A 16,859-nucleotide genomic window follows, 5' to 3' on the forward strand; every position below is an offset into this window, starting at 1 on the left:
GCGTGAATTCCCTAAAAGCATGTCCAGATCTTCCTTCTTGCCCATCCTTTTAGTCACTCCGTTATGCGCCTCAAGTGCGATCGCCATTGGAGTAACCGCATGGGTGTATTCAAGAACCGGACTCCCTATCCCTCCAGTCATCGGGTTCATCTGGATCATCTTGCTCTTAACGACAACATTAGGAATTAAAAGCGCCTATAGTCTTCACCGTCAACTTAGCCAGCAACCTCAAACGCTCCCCGAAAGCGAGCAAACCGAACAACCCTTCCTAGACCATCAATTCCCCAATCCGTCTCCCAACCTCCTTCTAGCCCTAGAACAAACCTTAAACACCACCTCTGACTTCTCCAGTGCCCTGCACCTAATCCTAGAGCAAATTTGTCAATTGACGGGTTGGAGTTATGCAGAAGCTTGGATTCCCACTGCTGACAAAAGTGCCCTCCAATGTAGCCCCATCTGGTACAAAAATCCCCAAACTCTTTCCCCAGAGCATATAAGTGCGCTACAAGACTTCCGCCACTACACCGAAGGACTCATCCTCCTACCTGACGAAGATATCCCTGGACGAGTCTGGTATAGCAACAAACCCCAATGGTTTGGTAACCTTGCCCAAGACAACGATATTTTTTCCAGGGGAACTCTGGCTCATCAAGTTGATCTAGGGGCTGCCTTTGGCCTACCCATCCCCATCCCCGCCGAAGAATCTTTAACCCCTAACCTGATTCCGAGACGTTCAGCCAGCTTGGGGATTTTAGTCTTCTTCACCCATTATTCTTCCGTTCAAGATCAATACTGGGTACAACAACTCTCCTATCGCGCCCTTGACTTTGGTCGAATTCTGCATCAAAAACAAGTGACCACAGAATTTAAAACGCTCTTTAGTGCGATCTCCGATCTGATTCTGATCTTTGATGCCCAAGGCTACATTGTCAATATTGCGCCCACTACCCCCAAACCCCTCTACCAGATGCCATCAGAGTTGATCGGTAAAAGTGTACAAGATATCTTTGAACCCGAGCAATCCACAACCTTTATCCATTTGATCTGGCAAAGCCTCAATACTCAAACGACCCTACAAACAGAATATCAACTCACCATAGAGGAGCAGAGCTTTTGGTTTGCTGCCACCATTGCCCCCATTACGGATGTGTCTGGAATGGGCGATTCTGTGATTTGGATTGCCCGTGATATTACGGAGCGAAAAGAAGCAATGGAAGCCTTGTCTGCGGCTAAGGAAGCCGCAGAAAATGCAAATCAGGCCAAAAGTACGTTTTTAGCCAAAATGAGCCATGAACTGCGTACTCCTCTCAACGCTATTCTAGGCTTTACTCAGGTGATGATCCGCCATCTGGGCGATACGTCTTCCACTGTAACTCCAGCTCGAATTGAAGAGCATTTTGGTTATCTGAAAGTGATTCATCATAGTGGCGAACATCTATTAGATCTGATTAACGATTTGTTGAATTGGTCAAAAATAGAGGCCGGGAAAATGGAACTCCATCAGAATCGCTTTAATCTGTACGATATGCTCAGTAGCCTCTATCAAATGTTCAAGCTCAAAGCAGAGCATCAAGGGTTAAGCTTATCTTTTGATGTTTCTGCCAAGGTTCCCCCTTTTATTGAAGCCGATTCGGGGAAATTACGCCAAGTCTTTATTAATTTATTAGGAAACGCCTTAAAGTTTACTCCCCAAGGGGGAATTCAAGTTCAGGTTGATTGTGCCAATCATGGGTCAGAAAATAATGCTACTTTAATCTGTGAAGTTCAGGATACCGGCATTGGGATTGCCCCCAATGAGTTGTCTCGCTTGTTTGAACCGTTTGTGCAAAGTTCGAGCGATCGCGGGTTTCAAGAAGGTACAGGTTTAGGCTTACCCATTAGTCAACAAGTTGTAGAATTGATGGGAGGTAAGCTAATGGTAGAATCTGAGGTAGGTAAAGGGAGTAAGTTCCAGTTTACCTTACCCATAAAACTAGACATGGGTTCTGAGCCTACTCTGACTTCAGAATCAAGGCAATATACTATACCGGCAGATCTAAAACTCCTAAATGCTCCGTTAGCCATCAAACCGCAAGACGTTGAACCGGAAGATCTCAGCTATGTTCAGTCATCAGATTGGGTCAAACTTCAACAGGCAACCCTAGCTGCGGAAGAGGAATTACTGCTCAAACTAATTGACGAAGTTTTTCCCTCCAATTCGCGAATGCGAGATTGTCTCACAGAATGGGTTCATGATTTTCAATTCGATCGAGTGCATCAATTAATTAGTGAGAAACTCTCTGAAAAGGTTAATTGATGATGAAACTGGGCCACATAACTCATAAGATCAAGAAAGGGTGGGAACGAATTCGATCGGGGCGTATCCGACACAAAATTGGATCGGGTTATGCATTAGCCATTGGTACTGGCTTGGCGGGTTCGTTGATTGGGTTAGTCGTGGCTGATTATTATCAAGGACAGGGCATTGTCCAATTAGCGGATGCCAATATTCAAGCTCAATTGTTGGTTCACTTTCAGGTCGAGATCGAACGAGCGGAACGATTAGGCGTTTTACTGGGGACAGTCGTTGGCGATCGCGAAGCCTCACAATTGTATCAAAAGAAGCTTGATGATAACCTGGTGGAGATCCAGACCACCCAGGAAGAGCTACAAACCTTTATCACAGGAAATCCGGCCTGGTTAGCCATTTCTGTAGACACCTTCGAGCCATTTCTAGAGCGCTATACTCAAGCCTTAGTTGAATATAGCGATCGTATCCAACAGATTATTAATCAACCGAATATTGGCTTAGAAGAACAGCACAATCAACTCAGATCTCTGGTGCTATCCGAGAGACAACGAGAATTAGACCAATTAGGGGCGACTCTCGATCAAATCCTAGCCACAGCTCAACAACAAGCTCGACAAGCGGAAGTCGAGTTGGAAAATGCCCAAGGTCTGGAAAAAGGGATCATTATTTTTAGTAGTTTATTCGCTGTAGCGATCGCCGGTTGGATTGCCCTGGGCACAACCGAAGATATTATCAGCCCCCTCGAACAACTCACCGACCTAGCTGCCACCGTTACCGAAGAAGAAAATTGGCAACTGCGAATGCCCATCAGTACCCAAGACGAAATCGCCTCTTTAAGTAAAACTCTCAACGCCCTCATGGAACGAGTTCACCAACGTACCGATCAACTCTTGGAAGCCAAAGAATCCGCAGAACGGGCTAATCAAGCTAAAAGCACATTCCTAGCCAAAATGAGCCATGAATTGCGTACCCCTCTACATGCCATTCTCGGATTTACGCAAATTATGGTCAAGGACAATGCTTTAACCGATAAACACCAGGAACAACTCCAGATCATCTACAGCAGTAGCCAACATTTGCTCGGCCTCATTAATGACATTTTAGATTTATCCAAAATCGAAGCTGGAAAATCCGAACTTTTACCCCAAGATTTTAATTTACTCACCTTCGTTCATCATTTAGAAAGTATGGTAGAGTTCAAAGCGAAAAAGAAAGGCCTCCATCTGAGCATGGAAGTGCAAGAAAATGTTCCCCAGTCCCTCTACACCGATGAACAAAAACTGCGCCAAATCTTACTCAATTTACTCAGTAATGCCATCAAATTCACCCGTCAAGGTAATGTTTCCCTGACCATCACAGTTGCGGATCAACCCGACACTCTACAATTTACCGTCACCGATACCGGTATCGGTATAGCCAGCGAAGAATTAGACCAACTCTTTCAGCCCTTTGAACAAACCCAAAGTGGCAAACAATCTCAGGAAGGCACTGGACTTGGATTAACCATTAGCCAACAGTTAGTCAATCTTCTGGGTGGAGTGCTGAGTGTATCGAGTGAAATCAACCAAGGGAGTATGTTTACCTTTGACTTACCCCTGCTCCCTGTCTCAGGAGAAGCAGAAGCCCTGTCTCAGGTTGAGCTTAAGGTGACCGGAATTGCCTCCACAGAGAAAACCTACCGTATTTTAGTAGTCGATGATAAATGGGAAAACCGCGAAATTCTCCGCTCTTTACTCACCCCTTTGGGGTTTGAAGTGCTAGAAGCCACCCAAGGAGAAGAAGCCCTGACTCTCTGGGAACAAGAAACAATCAATCTGATTTTAACGGATATTCGGATGCCGGTCCGGGATGGTTATAGCATGACAGTTAGTATCCGTGAACGAGAACACGAACGTGGTCTTCCCCATGTACCGATCATTGTCACTACTGCCAGTACCTTTGAAGAAGAGCGCCAACAGATGTTAGCCATAGGATGTAATGACTTAGTGCATAAACCCTTTCTCGAAGCCGTGATTTTAGAGAAAATTGCCCAGTATTTAGAATTGGAATATACTTATGAATCAGAATCTGAACGCGATCGCCTCAGCGATCAGTCCTATGATCCCCTCAACGATACCGAGGATTATCCTCTCTCTCAACCCCCTCCCCTTTCCTCTAAAAACGCCAGATCCTTTCTCTCAGATGCCATGGCTCAACAGCCCATAGAATGGATTGCCGCCTTACAGAAAGCAGCCACTGAAGCCGATGCCGATCTGATGTTGCCCTTGATCGACCAACTGTCAACCTCTCAATTACAATTAAGACAACAGTTAGTTGCTTGGGTTGATAATTTCCAGTTTGAAGCAATTTGTGAGATAACAGAAGAGTGCATTCTCCAAGAAAGTAACCAGTTTATTGCTCGCTAATTTATACAGTTGTTCAAGTTCATCGTGCCGCCTAACTTCCTTGCCCTCCAATGAATCACTCTACTGATCATCCAGAACCCGCGAATATTTTGCTAATTGATGATATGCCCAACAATCTCCGGTTGCTGTCGAGTTTGTTAACCAAGCAAGGGTATAAAGTCAGAAGTGTGATTAATGGAGCCATGGGATTAAAAGCGGCTCAAGCTAAACCACCCGATTTAATTTTACTTGATATTAATATGCCCGACCTCAATGGCTATGAAGTGTGTACCAAACTCAAAGCCAATGAAGTGACCCAGGAAATACCGGTAATTTTTTTGAGTGCCCTGGATGATGTTCTTGATAAGGTCAAAGCATTCCGTGTCGGTGGATCGGATTATATTACTAAACCCTTTCAAATTGAAGAAGTGATTGTGCGAGTACAAAATCAGCTCAAGCTTCGCCAAGCTCAACAAATGCTGGCCGAGCAGAATGTGGTTTTGGAGCAGGAAATCTGCGATCGCAAAAAAATTCAGAGTTCCCTAGAAGACCGCGAAATGCAGCTTAAACAACAAACTGAACGATTAGAAGCTGCTTTGACCAAAATACAAAACACTCAATTGCAACTGATTCAAAGTGAAAAAATGGCAAGTTTGGGACAGCTTGTTGCCGGAATTGCCCATGAAATCAATAATCCGATTAGCTTCATTTACGGTAATGTTCATTATGTGAATGATTATTTGGATAATTTAGTCAGTACGATTAAAATGTATCGAACAAGTTATCCAAATCCGACCGAGAATATTAAAGATTTCACAGAAGATATTGATCTAGATTTTGTCATTGATGATCTCAAGAGTATGATGGATTCTATGAAAACTGGTGTAGAAAGAATTCATGCTATTGTTTTGGGGTTACGGACGTTTTCTAGACTCGATGAAGCAGACATTAAATCTGTAGATTTGCATGAAGGGATTGAGAGTACTTTATTAATTGTGCAACACCGATTACAAGAAACCGATCGTCATCCTCCGATTCAAGTGCTTAAACACTATGGTGAACTCCCTAATGTTACCTGCTATTCCGGGCAAATTCATCAAGTTTTTCTTCATCTGATCGAAAATGCCATTGATGCGATAGAAGATAAAAGTTTTGATCCCTCACTTTCTGAGGACTTCATGCCAACGATAGAAATCCGTACAGAATTTACTGAAGATCATCAAGTGATCGTTTGTTTCCAAGATAATGGAATTGGCATTATTGATGATATAAAAAACCAAATTTTTAATCCATTTTTTACCACTAAGTCTGTGGGACAAGGCAGTGGATTGGGTCTTTCTATTTGTTATCAAATTATTGTGGAGCAACATCAAGGGCAACTGAATTATTCTGCATTACCAGAAGGTGGCAGTCAATTTACCATTCAAATCCCTGTTCATCGGAAAGACGAAAGTTAAGTTAAACTCCAAGTTTATTCAAGCCTTTCAACCAATGGGGTGAGTTCCAGGATAAACGGCATGAATAGAGCGACTTCCAGAGTGAGGTAGACTACGTTGATAGGAGGCTTCTGTAGGTTGTCCCCAACCGAGTTGCAACACTATCTCTAAATAGGAAGGATTTTCCCATTTGTAAATGAGGGCCCATTGGGTGCGGTGGGAAATCAGCTCAATATCTTGATGGGTGATTTTTTGATAGCGGCGACCATCAGCAATAAAGATATCCATAGCAACCGTTACTTGATGCCAAAAATTGAGAATGTCAGGTTTGGCCTGTTGCAGGATATCTAAATCTTGGGGTAAGGCAATCAGTTGGTCGTGAATTGTTGGATAGTGCAACGTTTGTTGATGAATGAGGATTTCTTGCCAGATAATGCCGGAAACCTGGTACTCTCTCTGATACTGATGAATGGTGGATTGAAAATCTTTGTAGGCAATAAAGTTTTGAACCCCTTCAACGGCTACAAATTGGTCAATAATGGGATGACCAGAGAGCTGACTATTGAGATTTAGACGCTCTCCTCTCATACACGCTTGACGCTCTTGGGCCAATATGGCAATTAAATCTTCAGTGCTGTAAACCTTGGACATAGCAAAGGAGTTTATTGGCCATAAGTTCATGGAGGTTTTGTTGGTGGTGTTGGGCTACCTCTTGGGAAGGTTAAGAGGTGGAGGTAAAAAGGAGACAAGGTTAAAAGCTAGACCTACTGAGTTAATTCCGTAACAGTTTGCTGCAGTTGAGCGATCGCCTGTAACTGCCGATCGTTGGTTGATTGAATCCCCGCAATTCCCTGTTGGAGTTGCTCTATTTTCTCCCGATATTGGGCCAGTTGGTCTTGCAGGGGTTGGAGCATCTGCTCATAAACCCCAAGTTTACCTCTGGCTTCAACCCACTGTTGCTCTTGTTGAGCTAAGGTTTCTTCCAACTGCTTAATTTCATTGCGTTTCGTTTCTTGAGCCGACATTTGGCTATTGACCAAGTCCTGAGCTTGCCCGATCGCCGCCTGGATCTGGCTAATTTCCGCTTCCATCCGTTGCACTTGTTCGCTTTGTAAGTGCCGTTGGCTCTCAGCCGCTTCTAGAGCTGGCCCAAAATCGAGCAGTCCCTCCTGTCCCGGTTCGGCGGGATAACCTTGTCGTTGGCGAAGAATACTTTCATGGACTTTAAACACAAATTCTCGTTCAGCTAAATTCCGGCGAGAACCCACCAACGATTCATTCAAGAAATCATAACTTTCTTGTTCACTGGATAATTCCGTTTCTAAACTGAGGCGATCGTATTCACTTGCTTGTTCAATCTTCTGCTTAAGTTCCTCGATCGCCTCTAACTGATACCCTAATTCCTCTTCCTGATCCTTCACAAACCCCGAGGCACGTTTCAAGTCTTCTTCCAATTGGCCAACCTGTTGTTGTAGCTCATCAATCGGCATATTTTCCAAAGCCTGGCGATCAATACTCACCGTAGGTTTTCCCGAGCCTTCCGCCAGTTCCTGAAGCTGTTGACACAATTGCTCCGTCTGACTTAAATGACTTTGCATCGGTTGCAGTAAATCTTGCTTAACTTGTAAAAGACTCTCTTGAGTTTTCAAATCAATTTGCGCCTTTTCCAGAACCCCTTGCGCCTCATTCCACTCTTGCCAACGGCTATTAATCGTCGTCTTTAATTGGTTAATTTCCCCTTCCTGTTCACTCGTTTGTCCTTTCGACTCCTCCAATCTTTGCCAATGTTGATCAAGGATTTGTTGCTCTTCAGACATTGTTCCAGACATCTGCTCCACCGCTTCTCGAAGAGTTTCCGTCGGTGCTAGAGCCTCCGACAAAGACTGCAAAGACTGTCGAATTTGGCCCGCTTTCTCCTCATCCAGTACCGTGGCTGCCGAGAGTTCCCCCTGTTGCTCCTCTAGTCGTTGTTGCTCACCCCGTAAATGGGCCCAGGCTCCTTCCAACTCCTGGCTTTTGCGCTCAAACTCCTCCCGTTGTCGTTGAGCTTCGTCCGATAACGACTCAATTTCCTGCCGCTTCTCCTCTAATTTCTCTGCCTCTTCCTCTAACTGGGCCAATTCATCTTCTCGTGCCACCAGTTCCATTTCTCGACGATTCAACTCTTGAGCCTGAAACGTCAAGGACTGTTTCCATTGTTCAATTTCCTCTTCTTGGCCTTCAAATTTTCCCTGAAGGGTAGAAAACTTCTGCAAAATCCCAATCAGAGGACGAGCCGCATCTTGAGGGGGTCGTTGAATCTTCTTATTGGAAACCTCAACCAAAACCAGCGCTCCATCTTTTAAGGTTCCTGGTTCTGCCAATTCAATCAGTTCTTCTGAGACCGAACTCCAATTTTGTTCACTGCGCTGACACGCCAGCAGTTTAATCATGGCTTTATTGCCCATGAACCCCTTCTGGATTTGTACTTCCGCTAGATAAAGCACGCTGATAGTCCTCGTTTATGCGTCCATCAATCAACCGATCCTGGGGTAAACTCTCCCTGATCTTTATTTTATTTTGACTGCTCTAGGCAATTTAGGGAAACCCCTACCTGGGTTAGTTTTACCGATCGCACCTGAACTGAGCATCAGGTTTAGGTATTTAGCCATCTTATACAGTCCATTGAACCTGGCTTTTGCTTCAATCCCTATCCTGATTACAGCCCCAACCCACTTTACAAAATTTATTACTGTTTGGGTGAATGGTGTACTCTCCCAAGCTCAGATGCAGTATGATTGAGCAGCTCATTGGGGCAGGGCATACCCAGGTGGGGTCGAACCCTTTTTAAGGGATGATTAAGGGTTGATTGCCCATTGCCATTTAGTTTAGCTTAAAACTCACCTACCCTTATCAACACCGTGGCTTTTCCTTTCCTGTAGACAGGAACGGTGACCCCTGCCTTCTGCTCATCCGATTCAAAGCCAATACCTGCGATCGTAAGGACTTACAATAGCTTTAGGGCCATGGGTTCTAAGAAAGAGCATTCAGCCTGGACTTAAGCGGTAGCATGTAACCAACAGAATGAAGACCTAATGCAGGGACACTTAAGCGAGATTGACATTCGCAGCATTTTCCAGCTCATTGAGTTAGGACAGCGCACGGGGGAATTGTGTGTTGAGAGCTATAGTCCTCAACCTCAGTTTAATCGAAGCGATCGCCCCCAGCGTCTGCCCCCTCAATGTTGGTTTGTCTTTTTTGCCAATGGCAAAATCATCTATGCCGGTTCAGACACCGATAGTTCTCTGGTACGCCTACGTCATCATCTTCATCGCTATGGAGTCGCTTCTGCCCTCGATCTGCTTAAAGTTCCCACCATTGCCGCCACCAATGCCCCCGAATACGGCTACCTCTGGGCGATGCTAGAAAACCATAGCCTTACCCCAGCCCAAGGACGCAGTATCATTAAAAGCATGGTTCAAGAAACCCTCTTTGATCTATTTTCCCTGCATAATGGATCATTTATGTTTGAACTTGGCCCTCCCATAGCCCCCCAACTGACTCCCCTCGAAATTGGGCCCTTAGTGACCAAAGTCCTCAAACAGGTTCAACAATGGAATCAACTTCATCCCCAGATTCAATCTCCCGATCAATGTCCCGTCCTTTGTGATGCCGCAGAACTGAGCCAACACCTGAATGAAAAGCGATTTAAGATTCTTGCTTCCTGGGCCAATAAACAAACCTCTATCCGCCAAATTTCCCGCTACTTAAATGGGGATATTCTCACCGTCGCCAAAGCCATTTATCCCTTTGTGCAAAAAGGCTGGGTTCAACTGAGCTATCTCAGTTCGCCAGAACCGGATTGGATACCCGAAGACCTCAAGCCTATGCGCCCCCCCCGTGTTGTTTTTATTGATGATGGGGTAGCCTTATGTAAAGCAGTCGAACAAATTCTGCAAGCGAGTGGTTACGAAGTGGCTGGCATTACCAATCCTCTGCGGGCCTTGAGTTTAGTGTTCCAGCTCAAACCGGATTTAATTTTGTGTGATATTGCCATGCCAGAATTAGATGGTTATGAAATCTGTGCGATGTTACGGCGATCCAACCGATTTCGGCAAACCCCCATTGTCATGCTCACCGGCAGAGATGGGTTTATCGATCGCCTGAAAGCACGGATGGTAGGAGCGACTGATTATCTAACCAAACCGTTTGGCCAGGGAGAATTATTGATGGTTTTGGAAAAATACATTGGTAAAGGAGGAAAAACTGACCCCTCTCCCGATCGCATCCTTGATGATGCGATCGCCTCAGAACTCGATTTAGAACCCCTTACACCTCCCTCTGGAGACTTAGCCAATTCCTAACCTCTTACCCTCCCCCGAATCTCCAATAAAAATCCCATCAAGTGGCCAGATAAGGCACTTTATTCGATAAATTAGAGATACTTGGAGAGCTGACCCATTGTTATGTTAGTCAGACCTTCAGCCCCAACCTAAAGAACACGATAGCCCAGTAGTAGGATAATCTTATGAGTAGCGTTTTAGTAGTAGAAGATAGCCCCGCCCAGCGACAGATGATTACCGATCTCCTTACAGACAGTGGTCTCAAAGTCAGCATTGCCAGTGATGGTGTAGAAGCGATAGAAAATATTCAAAATAATCTTCCTGATTTAGTGGTTTTGGATATCGTTATGCCCCGTATGAATGGTTATGAAGTCTGTCGGCGAATTAAAAATGACAAGAAGACCCAGCATGTTCCCGTGGTCATGTGTTCCTCTAAGGGAGAAGAATTTGACCGCTATTGGGGAATGAAACAAGGGGCAGATGCTTACATCGCCAAACCTTTTCAGCCCACTGAGTTGGTAGGGACGGTTAAACAACTCTTACGCAGCTAATGGCTCTCCTCAATTCAATCCCTCAGCCCCTAAACCGATAAACATTATGGTAGGTAATACTGAATTCTTCCATGAGATAGACTCCGAGCAAGTCACTGAGTTTCAGGAACTCCAAAATCCAGAAGGAGAATTACATCTGAGATTTTTTCTCCCCTCTGGCCATGAACTGGCTCTGAATGCCATTGGCATTAAAGAAGTCTTTGAATCTCCCCCAGATCGGATTACTCCGATTCCCAATGTTTCTCCTCTGTTGTTAGGAACGATGAATATCCGCGGACGGGTGATTTGGGTGGCCGATTTGGGACAATTCTTAGGGGAGCAGACTCCCTTAAATACCGATCGCTCCGAACTCCCTGTGATTGCGATCGAAGACCAAGATACTATGCTAGGTTTGGCCATAGATCGTATGGGGGGGATGGATTGGCTCGATGCGGAACAACTCCAACGAGCGACTAATATCGCTGATACCATGGAACCGTTTGTGCGTGGAGAATGGGTGATTGATGAAGAAAAGAACCAATATCTATGGTTGCTCAACCAAGTAGCTATTTTGCGATCGGCGAGGTGGGCAGCCTAAAATTAGGATAACCTAACTGGATAAAACTCCAGATTAATACACTTAACTATCAATCGGGGATCATAATATAGTCAGCAAGTAGATTAAATTAACCAGTCAAACTATCGTGTTTTGGGGGGCTATGGGATGGATTATGCAACAGAGTATCAACAAGCAGAAACCGCTTATGTTCAAGGACGCTATGAAGATGCGGCCTCAATTATCGATCAGTTGGTAGAACACTTTCCTGACGATCCAAATTCGCACTTACTCAGAGGTCATATTTATTGTTATGGATTACAAGAATATACGATAGCCCGTCAAGAATATGAATCTGTTTTAGAAATTACTTCCGATGAAGTATTTATGGATTATGCCAATCAAGGATTAGCAGATGTAGACCAGTTCTCAACCCATCATACCGTGGGGAGGGATTTGCAAGACGATTCGAGTCAAATCCCACCTATGGAAGAGTTAGATGAAGAAGAAATTGCTTCAGAATGGCAAGATTTAGAACTCAGTGAAGATGACGATGAAGAGGAAATTATCCATACAGAAATGATCGGCGATCTGAGTAGGGATACAGAAAGTCTAGAAGAGAACCATCTCCAAGAAGAACCCTCCTTAGATTACGCCTCTTTAGAGTCTTTGGATGAAGAGGATGATTTTGACGATGAAGAGTTGGCGGATGATGACCCCTTTACAGTCGCTCATGAACAACTAGAAGAATTCCAGCAAGAAACAGAACCTTTAGAAGATGATATCTTTGCTGGAGAATCCTTAGCTGAATTAGAAGAAGATTCCTACAACTTAGAAGAAGAATCCTTCTCCCCCTTTGCCACAGATATAGATTTAACAGATGAAATGGGAGCCGTACTTGAAGCAGATGAAGGGATTGCCTTTGATCCATCGGAATTCCCAGACGATCAGGAAGCGTTTAATTCTTCTCACCCACAAACCCTAGGGCTAGAGGACTTAACAGAAGAATCTCTAAAACCGGAGCCTTCAGAATTGATAGAAGATTTACAAGGCCCAGGATTAACCATGGAAGAGAGTCCGACCCTATTTGTGGGTAGCTCACCTGGATCGGTGAATGGTCATCATGAGAGAACGGGAGAACTATCTCTGAGCCAAAATGGGCGTAGCAGTAGTACCCTCACCAGCGATCAAACCCTCTCTGATAGTCATCTGTGGCAAGGAATTGGAGATGAGGATAGTTTTAATACGAATGGGACGAGTGGCGAGGCGATCGCTGACTTTACAGAATCTGGATTTCAGACTCAATCTGGGTTTCATACAGAAAGTTTTGGATTTGATGAAGGTTTAGATCAATTTGAAACCGATTCAGGTATCTCAGAATCCCAAAATGGTAATGGGGCAGTAGACTTCCTGGATGAATTTGATGCCTTTGATGATAAAGTCCTCGATGAATTTTCTGGCTTTGATGACCCTTCATCTGAGCTATCGACCAACTTCAAGAGTAATTCTATGGCTGGGATGACCAATAGTGGAATTACTCTGGATGAGGATTTTGATCCGAGTGAGGATAATTCTGCATTACTCGAAGAAGAGATGTTTAGCATCTCTAATAGTAATACAGATACCATTCCCACCTTTACCGGTAAATCTCAACGGCAAGTAGAACCGAGTGTGTCGGTGGATCAAGGCCCATTGAGCTTCTTTGATAATGCACCTCTGATTACCAAAAATTTATATAGCGCGATTGGCACTGGGTTGAGTTCTGCTTTTGCGATCGCTGCTGTGATTTATGCAACGGCGAGTGATGCCAACGCCTTTCACAAACTGGCGATGATTCTACTGCCGGGAGGTCTTTCCGGTGCAACCACTTATGTTTTAGGTAAAAAAGTAACCAATCAGGTCAAGCAGACGACGGACGAACTGCAAGCCCAATTTGAAAAGGTCGCCTCTGGACAACTGGGAGCGCAAGCCACAGTCTATGGTGAAGACGAAATGGGCTATCTGGCAGAGAGCTTCAACGTTATGGCCAGAAATGTCCTCACCACCATGAGTGAGTCCCAACGCAAAGCGGCTGAAAACGAATCAGCAAAAGAAGACCTTCAACGCCAAGTGATTCGCTTACTCGACGATGTAGAAGGAGCTGCTCGCGGAGACCTAACCGTTCAAGCTGAAGTCACGGCTGACGTACTGGGAGCGGTAGCCGACTCCTTTAACCTCACCATTCAAAACCTGCGGGAAATTGTACAACAGGTAACGGTAGCCGCTCGGCAAGTCAACAAAGGCTCCGCCGATAGTGAAACCTTTGCCCGGGGGTTAGCCGCAGATGCTTTGAGACAAGCAGAAGAACTAGCGGTAACCCTGAATTCAGTGCAAATGATGACGGACTCCATTCAACGGGTAGCAGAAAGCGCCCGCCAGGCAGAAGCAGTTGCCCGTTCTGCGAATGACACAGCTCGTAAAGGTGGAGAGTCGGTAGAGCGAACAGTGGCGGGTATTTTGGAAATTCGAGAAACGGTGGCAGAAACCACTCGTAAAGTGAAACGGTTAGCCGAATCTTCCCAGGAAATTTCCAAGATTGTGGCTTTGATTGCCCAAATTGCCTCACGAACCAACTTACTCGCATTGAACGCCAGTATTGAAGCGGCTCGTGCGGGAGAAGCGGGTCGGGGATTTGCGATTGTTGCCGATGAAGTCCGACAGTTGGCAGACCGGGCGGCCAAAGCATCGAAAGAAATTGAGCAAATCGTGTTGCAAATCCAAAGTGAGACGGCTGGGGTAATGCAAGCGATGGAAGAAGGGACTCAACAGGTCATTCAGGGGACAAACTTGGCTAAGGAAGCGGCGAAATCCCTGGAGGATATTATTCAAACCAATAATCGGATTGATGTTTTGGTTAGATCGATCGCGGCTGATACAGTAGAACAAACGGAAACCTCAAGAGCGGTGGCTCAGGTTATGCAATCTGTGGAATTGACCGCCCAAGAAACCTCTCAAGAATGCGGACGGGTATCACAAGCATTGGCGAGTCTGGTGAATGTGGCACGAGATTTGCTCACCGGTGTGGAACGATTCAAAGTCGATCCACACAAGAGTCGTTAGGACTAAGATTAAGGTTAAGGTGGAGTGAAACAGTGAAGCAGTTTAGGGCGATCGCTGTTAATGACCGGAATGTTGGGGGAGAGCAACAATTATGGCTCAGGAACAGGAAAACTTAGACCGGATTATGGGGTATTTCCTAGAGGAAGCCAAAGACAATCTCACCATTATTGAGCAGGGATTGTTGAATTTAGGAGCCACAGTCCAGGATTCAGAACTGATGGATGAGATTTATCGGGCGGCTCATTCCATTAAAGGTGGATCTGCCATGTTGGGAGCGAGCAGTATTAGAAAAACGTCCCATAAGTTAGAGGATTATTTCCAAATTCTCAAAGAACGCCCCCCTAAAATTGGTCCCAAATTAGAATCCTTACTGCTACAGGTCTTGGATGGATTGACTGTATTAGTAGAAAATTTAGAACAAAGTGAGTCAGAGGAGTTAACCACTCGCAAAAATGCAGAAGTTAAGCAATCTTTGACTCCCTGCTTTGAAACCTTGGATCGGATGATGCAGGTTAAGAAAAATGGAGCCGATCCTCAAGCAGAAGAATCTACAGCCGCGATCGCTCCCTTGCCTTCTAGACCAAGTGGTGCTACGGTTGAACGTCGCTCCTCCAATCTCCCCGATCCAGAAGAGAGTGCCAAACATTTGGTATTTCAGAGTGATGTGCCCACTCAATTACGTCAAATGCTACAAGGGTTTAAGCAACCCGATACAGCAGACAGTCGAGAACAGTTAACCCAAATCTGCATCAGTCTAACGCAAGCTGGGGAAAACTTTAACCTTTCGACCTGGGTAGACTTAGTAAAATTAGCTCAAGGGGCGATCGCCAACCGAGATAACCTCTATACCCATCTGGCTCCTGTAGTGATCAAGGAACTTAAAAGAGCCAGAGACTTGGTTTTGGCTGGAACTCCTGACCAGATTAAACCCAGTTCAACTCTGTTAAATCTTCAACCTCAGCAATCCCTAACCGCAGACTCAGTTGATCGAGAACTCGATACCTTGTTAAGAGTCGGAAGGACTCCCACAGAAGAATCGCCCAGGGAGGAAGATTCCATGAGCGATCGCTCTTACAATAGTCAACCTCCAGTCGATCCACCTACCCCTTACTCACAACGCATAGGGCCAGATGTTGGACTCAGTGAACTCAACACACTAGCCGATCTCTTTAAAGGAGAAACATCAGATATTGAATTAGCTTGGGAAGCCGAAATTTCTTCTGCTCCCCCAGAAAACAACTGGGGCTTAGATTCCTCAGAAATGGATGAAATGGGTGACCTCTCAGACTTCTTAATCCATGAATCTTTCAATGATGTTTCAGAAAATATCAATGATAATTGGGAGTTGAATCTATCTAAAAACGAAAAGAGTAACGTAGATTCAGAAGATCTAGAAGATGACTTAAAAGATTTATTAGAAATTGAACCCACTGTTATGTCAAATAATCCAAAGAAAAATCAAGCCGATGAATTGTCTGATTTGTTTTCCGAGCATCCAGATGCAACATCTACTGATCTGGATGAATTGTTGCAAATCAATTTAGACTCACCAGAACAAAATCAGTCCTTAGAAAACTTGGATCTAGACATGCTGGACACCCAAGAGACTGACGATCTGGCTCTGGATTTGGATTTAGATTCCAATTGGTCTGAAGGTGAAGAATTAGAGGAATCTTCTGAAATGAATAGCCTCTTTGAGGACTTATCTCTGACAGAAGATCTAGACAGCAACAGTGAAGAAGAAGATATATTTAGCTTAGATGAGAATGTTGAAGCTCTAGTCTTGGATGAGTTGGATAACAATGAATCTTTAGAAGACTTATCCCTCACGGAAGAAGAAGATATATTTGGTTTAGAGGAGAGTGCTGAATCTCTAGCTTTGGACGAGTTGGGTGCAAATGAATCCCTAGAAGATTTATCTCTTACAGAAGAAGAGAATATATTTGGTTTAGATGAGAATGTCGAATCTTTAGCCTTGGATGAGTTGGAGGGCAGTGAATCTCTAGAAGACTTGTCCCTGACAGAAGATTTAGACGAAAGCAGTAGTGCAGAAGAAGATATATTTGGTTTAGATGAGAATGTCGAATCTTTAGTCTTGGATGAGTTGGATGGAAATGAATCTCTAGAAGATTTATCCCTGACAGAAGAAGAGGATATATTTGGTTTAGATGAAAGTACTGAATCTCTAGCTTTGGACGAGTTGGGTGCAAATGAATCCCTAGAAGACTTATCCCTGACAGAA

The 16,859-nt window shown here is 44.7% G+C and carries 10 protein-coding genes; 8 read left to right on the top strand and 2 right to left on the bottom strand.

Annotated elements, in window-relative coordinates; genetic code table 11:
- Positions 1-19: 19 nt before the first annotated feature.
- The 3 genes from PN466_RS05380 to PN466_RS05390 are packed head-to-tail and all read left to right on the top strand — an operon-like array spanning position 20 to position 6,131.
- Positions 20-2,296: a PAS domain-containing sensor histidine kinase gene (locus tag PN466_RS05380; protein WP_271937571.1), complete on the top strand. Its 2,277-nt coding sequence runs from the start codon at positions 20-22 to the stop codon at positions 2,294-2,296.
- Positions 2,296-4,695, top strand: coding sequence for an ATP-binding protein (locus PN466_RS05385; RefSeq protein ID WP_271937572.1), 2,400 nt, complete (start codon positions 2,296-2,298; stop codon positions 4,693-4,695). The genes PN466_RS05380 and PN466_RS05385 overlap by 1 nt, the downstream gene beginning before the upstream one ends.
- A gap of 50 nt (positions 4,696-4,745) precedes the next feature.
- On the top strand, positions 4,746-6,131 hold the full coding sequence (locus tag PN466_RS05390) for a hybrid sensor histidine kinase/response regulator (protein ID WP_271937573.1): 1,386 nt from the start codon (positions 4,746-4,748) through the stop codon (positions 6,129-6,131).
- A 27-nt stretch (positions 6,132-6,158) separates the two neighbouring features.
- Here PN466_RS05390 and PN466_RS05395 read toward each other — a convergent pair whose 3' ends face one another.
- Both PN466_RS05395 and hmpF read right to left on the bottom strand, forming a co-directional pair.
- Complete coding sequence (locus PN466_RS05395; RefSeq protein WP_271937575.1) at positions 6,159-6,761, bottom strand: hypothetical protein; 603 nt, start codon at positions 6,759-6,761, stop codon at positions 6,159-6,161.
- 113 nt (positions 6,762-6,874) lie between these two features.
- Positions 6,875-8,596, bottom strand: a complete 1,722-nt coding sequence (gene hmpF / locus PN466_RS05400) for a pilus motility taxis protein HmpF (RefSeq protein ID WP_271937576.1) — start codon at positions 8,594-8,596, stop codon at positions 6,875-6,877.
- Between the two features lie 588 nt (positions 8,597-9,184).
- On the opposite strand from hmpF, the gene PN466_RS05405 reads away from it, so the two are divergent.
- The 5 genes from PN466_RS05405 to PN466_RS05425 form a co-directional block, all read left to right on the top strand.
- Positions 9,185-10,453: a response regulator gene (locus PN466_RS05405; protein WP_271937578.1), complete on the top strand. Its 1,269-nt coding sequence runs from the start codon at positions 9,185-9,187 to the stop codon at positions 10,451-10,453.
- Between the two features lie 164 nt (positions 10,454-10,617).
- Entirely contained in the window at positions 10,618-10,983 is a 366-nt protein-coding gene (locus PN466_RS05410) for a response regulator transcription factor (RefSeq protein WP_271937580.1), read from the top strand.
- A gap of 46 nt (positions 10,984-11,029) precedes the next feature.
- On the top strand, positions 11,030-11,560 hold the full coding sequence (locus PN466_RS05415; protein ID WP_271937582.1) for a chemotaxis protein CheW: 531 nt from the start codon (positions 11,030-11,032) through the stop codon (positions 11,558-11,560).
- A 126-nt stretch (positions 11,561-11,686) separates the two neighbouring features.
- Entirely contained in the window at positions 11,687-14,617 is a 2,931-nt protein-coding gene (locus PN466_RS05420) for a methyl-accepting chemotaxis protein (protein ID WP_271937583.1), read from the top strand.
- Between the two features lie 91 nt (positions 14,618-14,708).
- A partial coding sequence (locus PN466_RS05425; protein WP_271937585.1) for an Hpt domain-containing protein occupies positions 14,709-16,859 on the top strand: 2,151 nt, incomplete at its 3' end.

The organism is Roseofilum reptotaenium CS-1145, assembly GCF_028330985.1.
GTDB lineage: Bacteria > Cyanobacteriota > Cyanobacteriia > Cyanobacteriales > Desertifilaceae > Roseofilum > Roseofilum reptotaenium.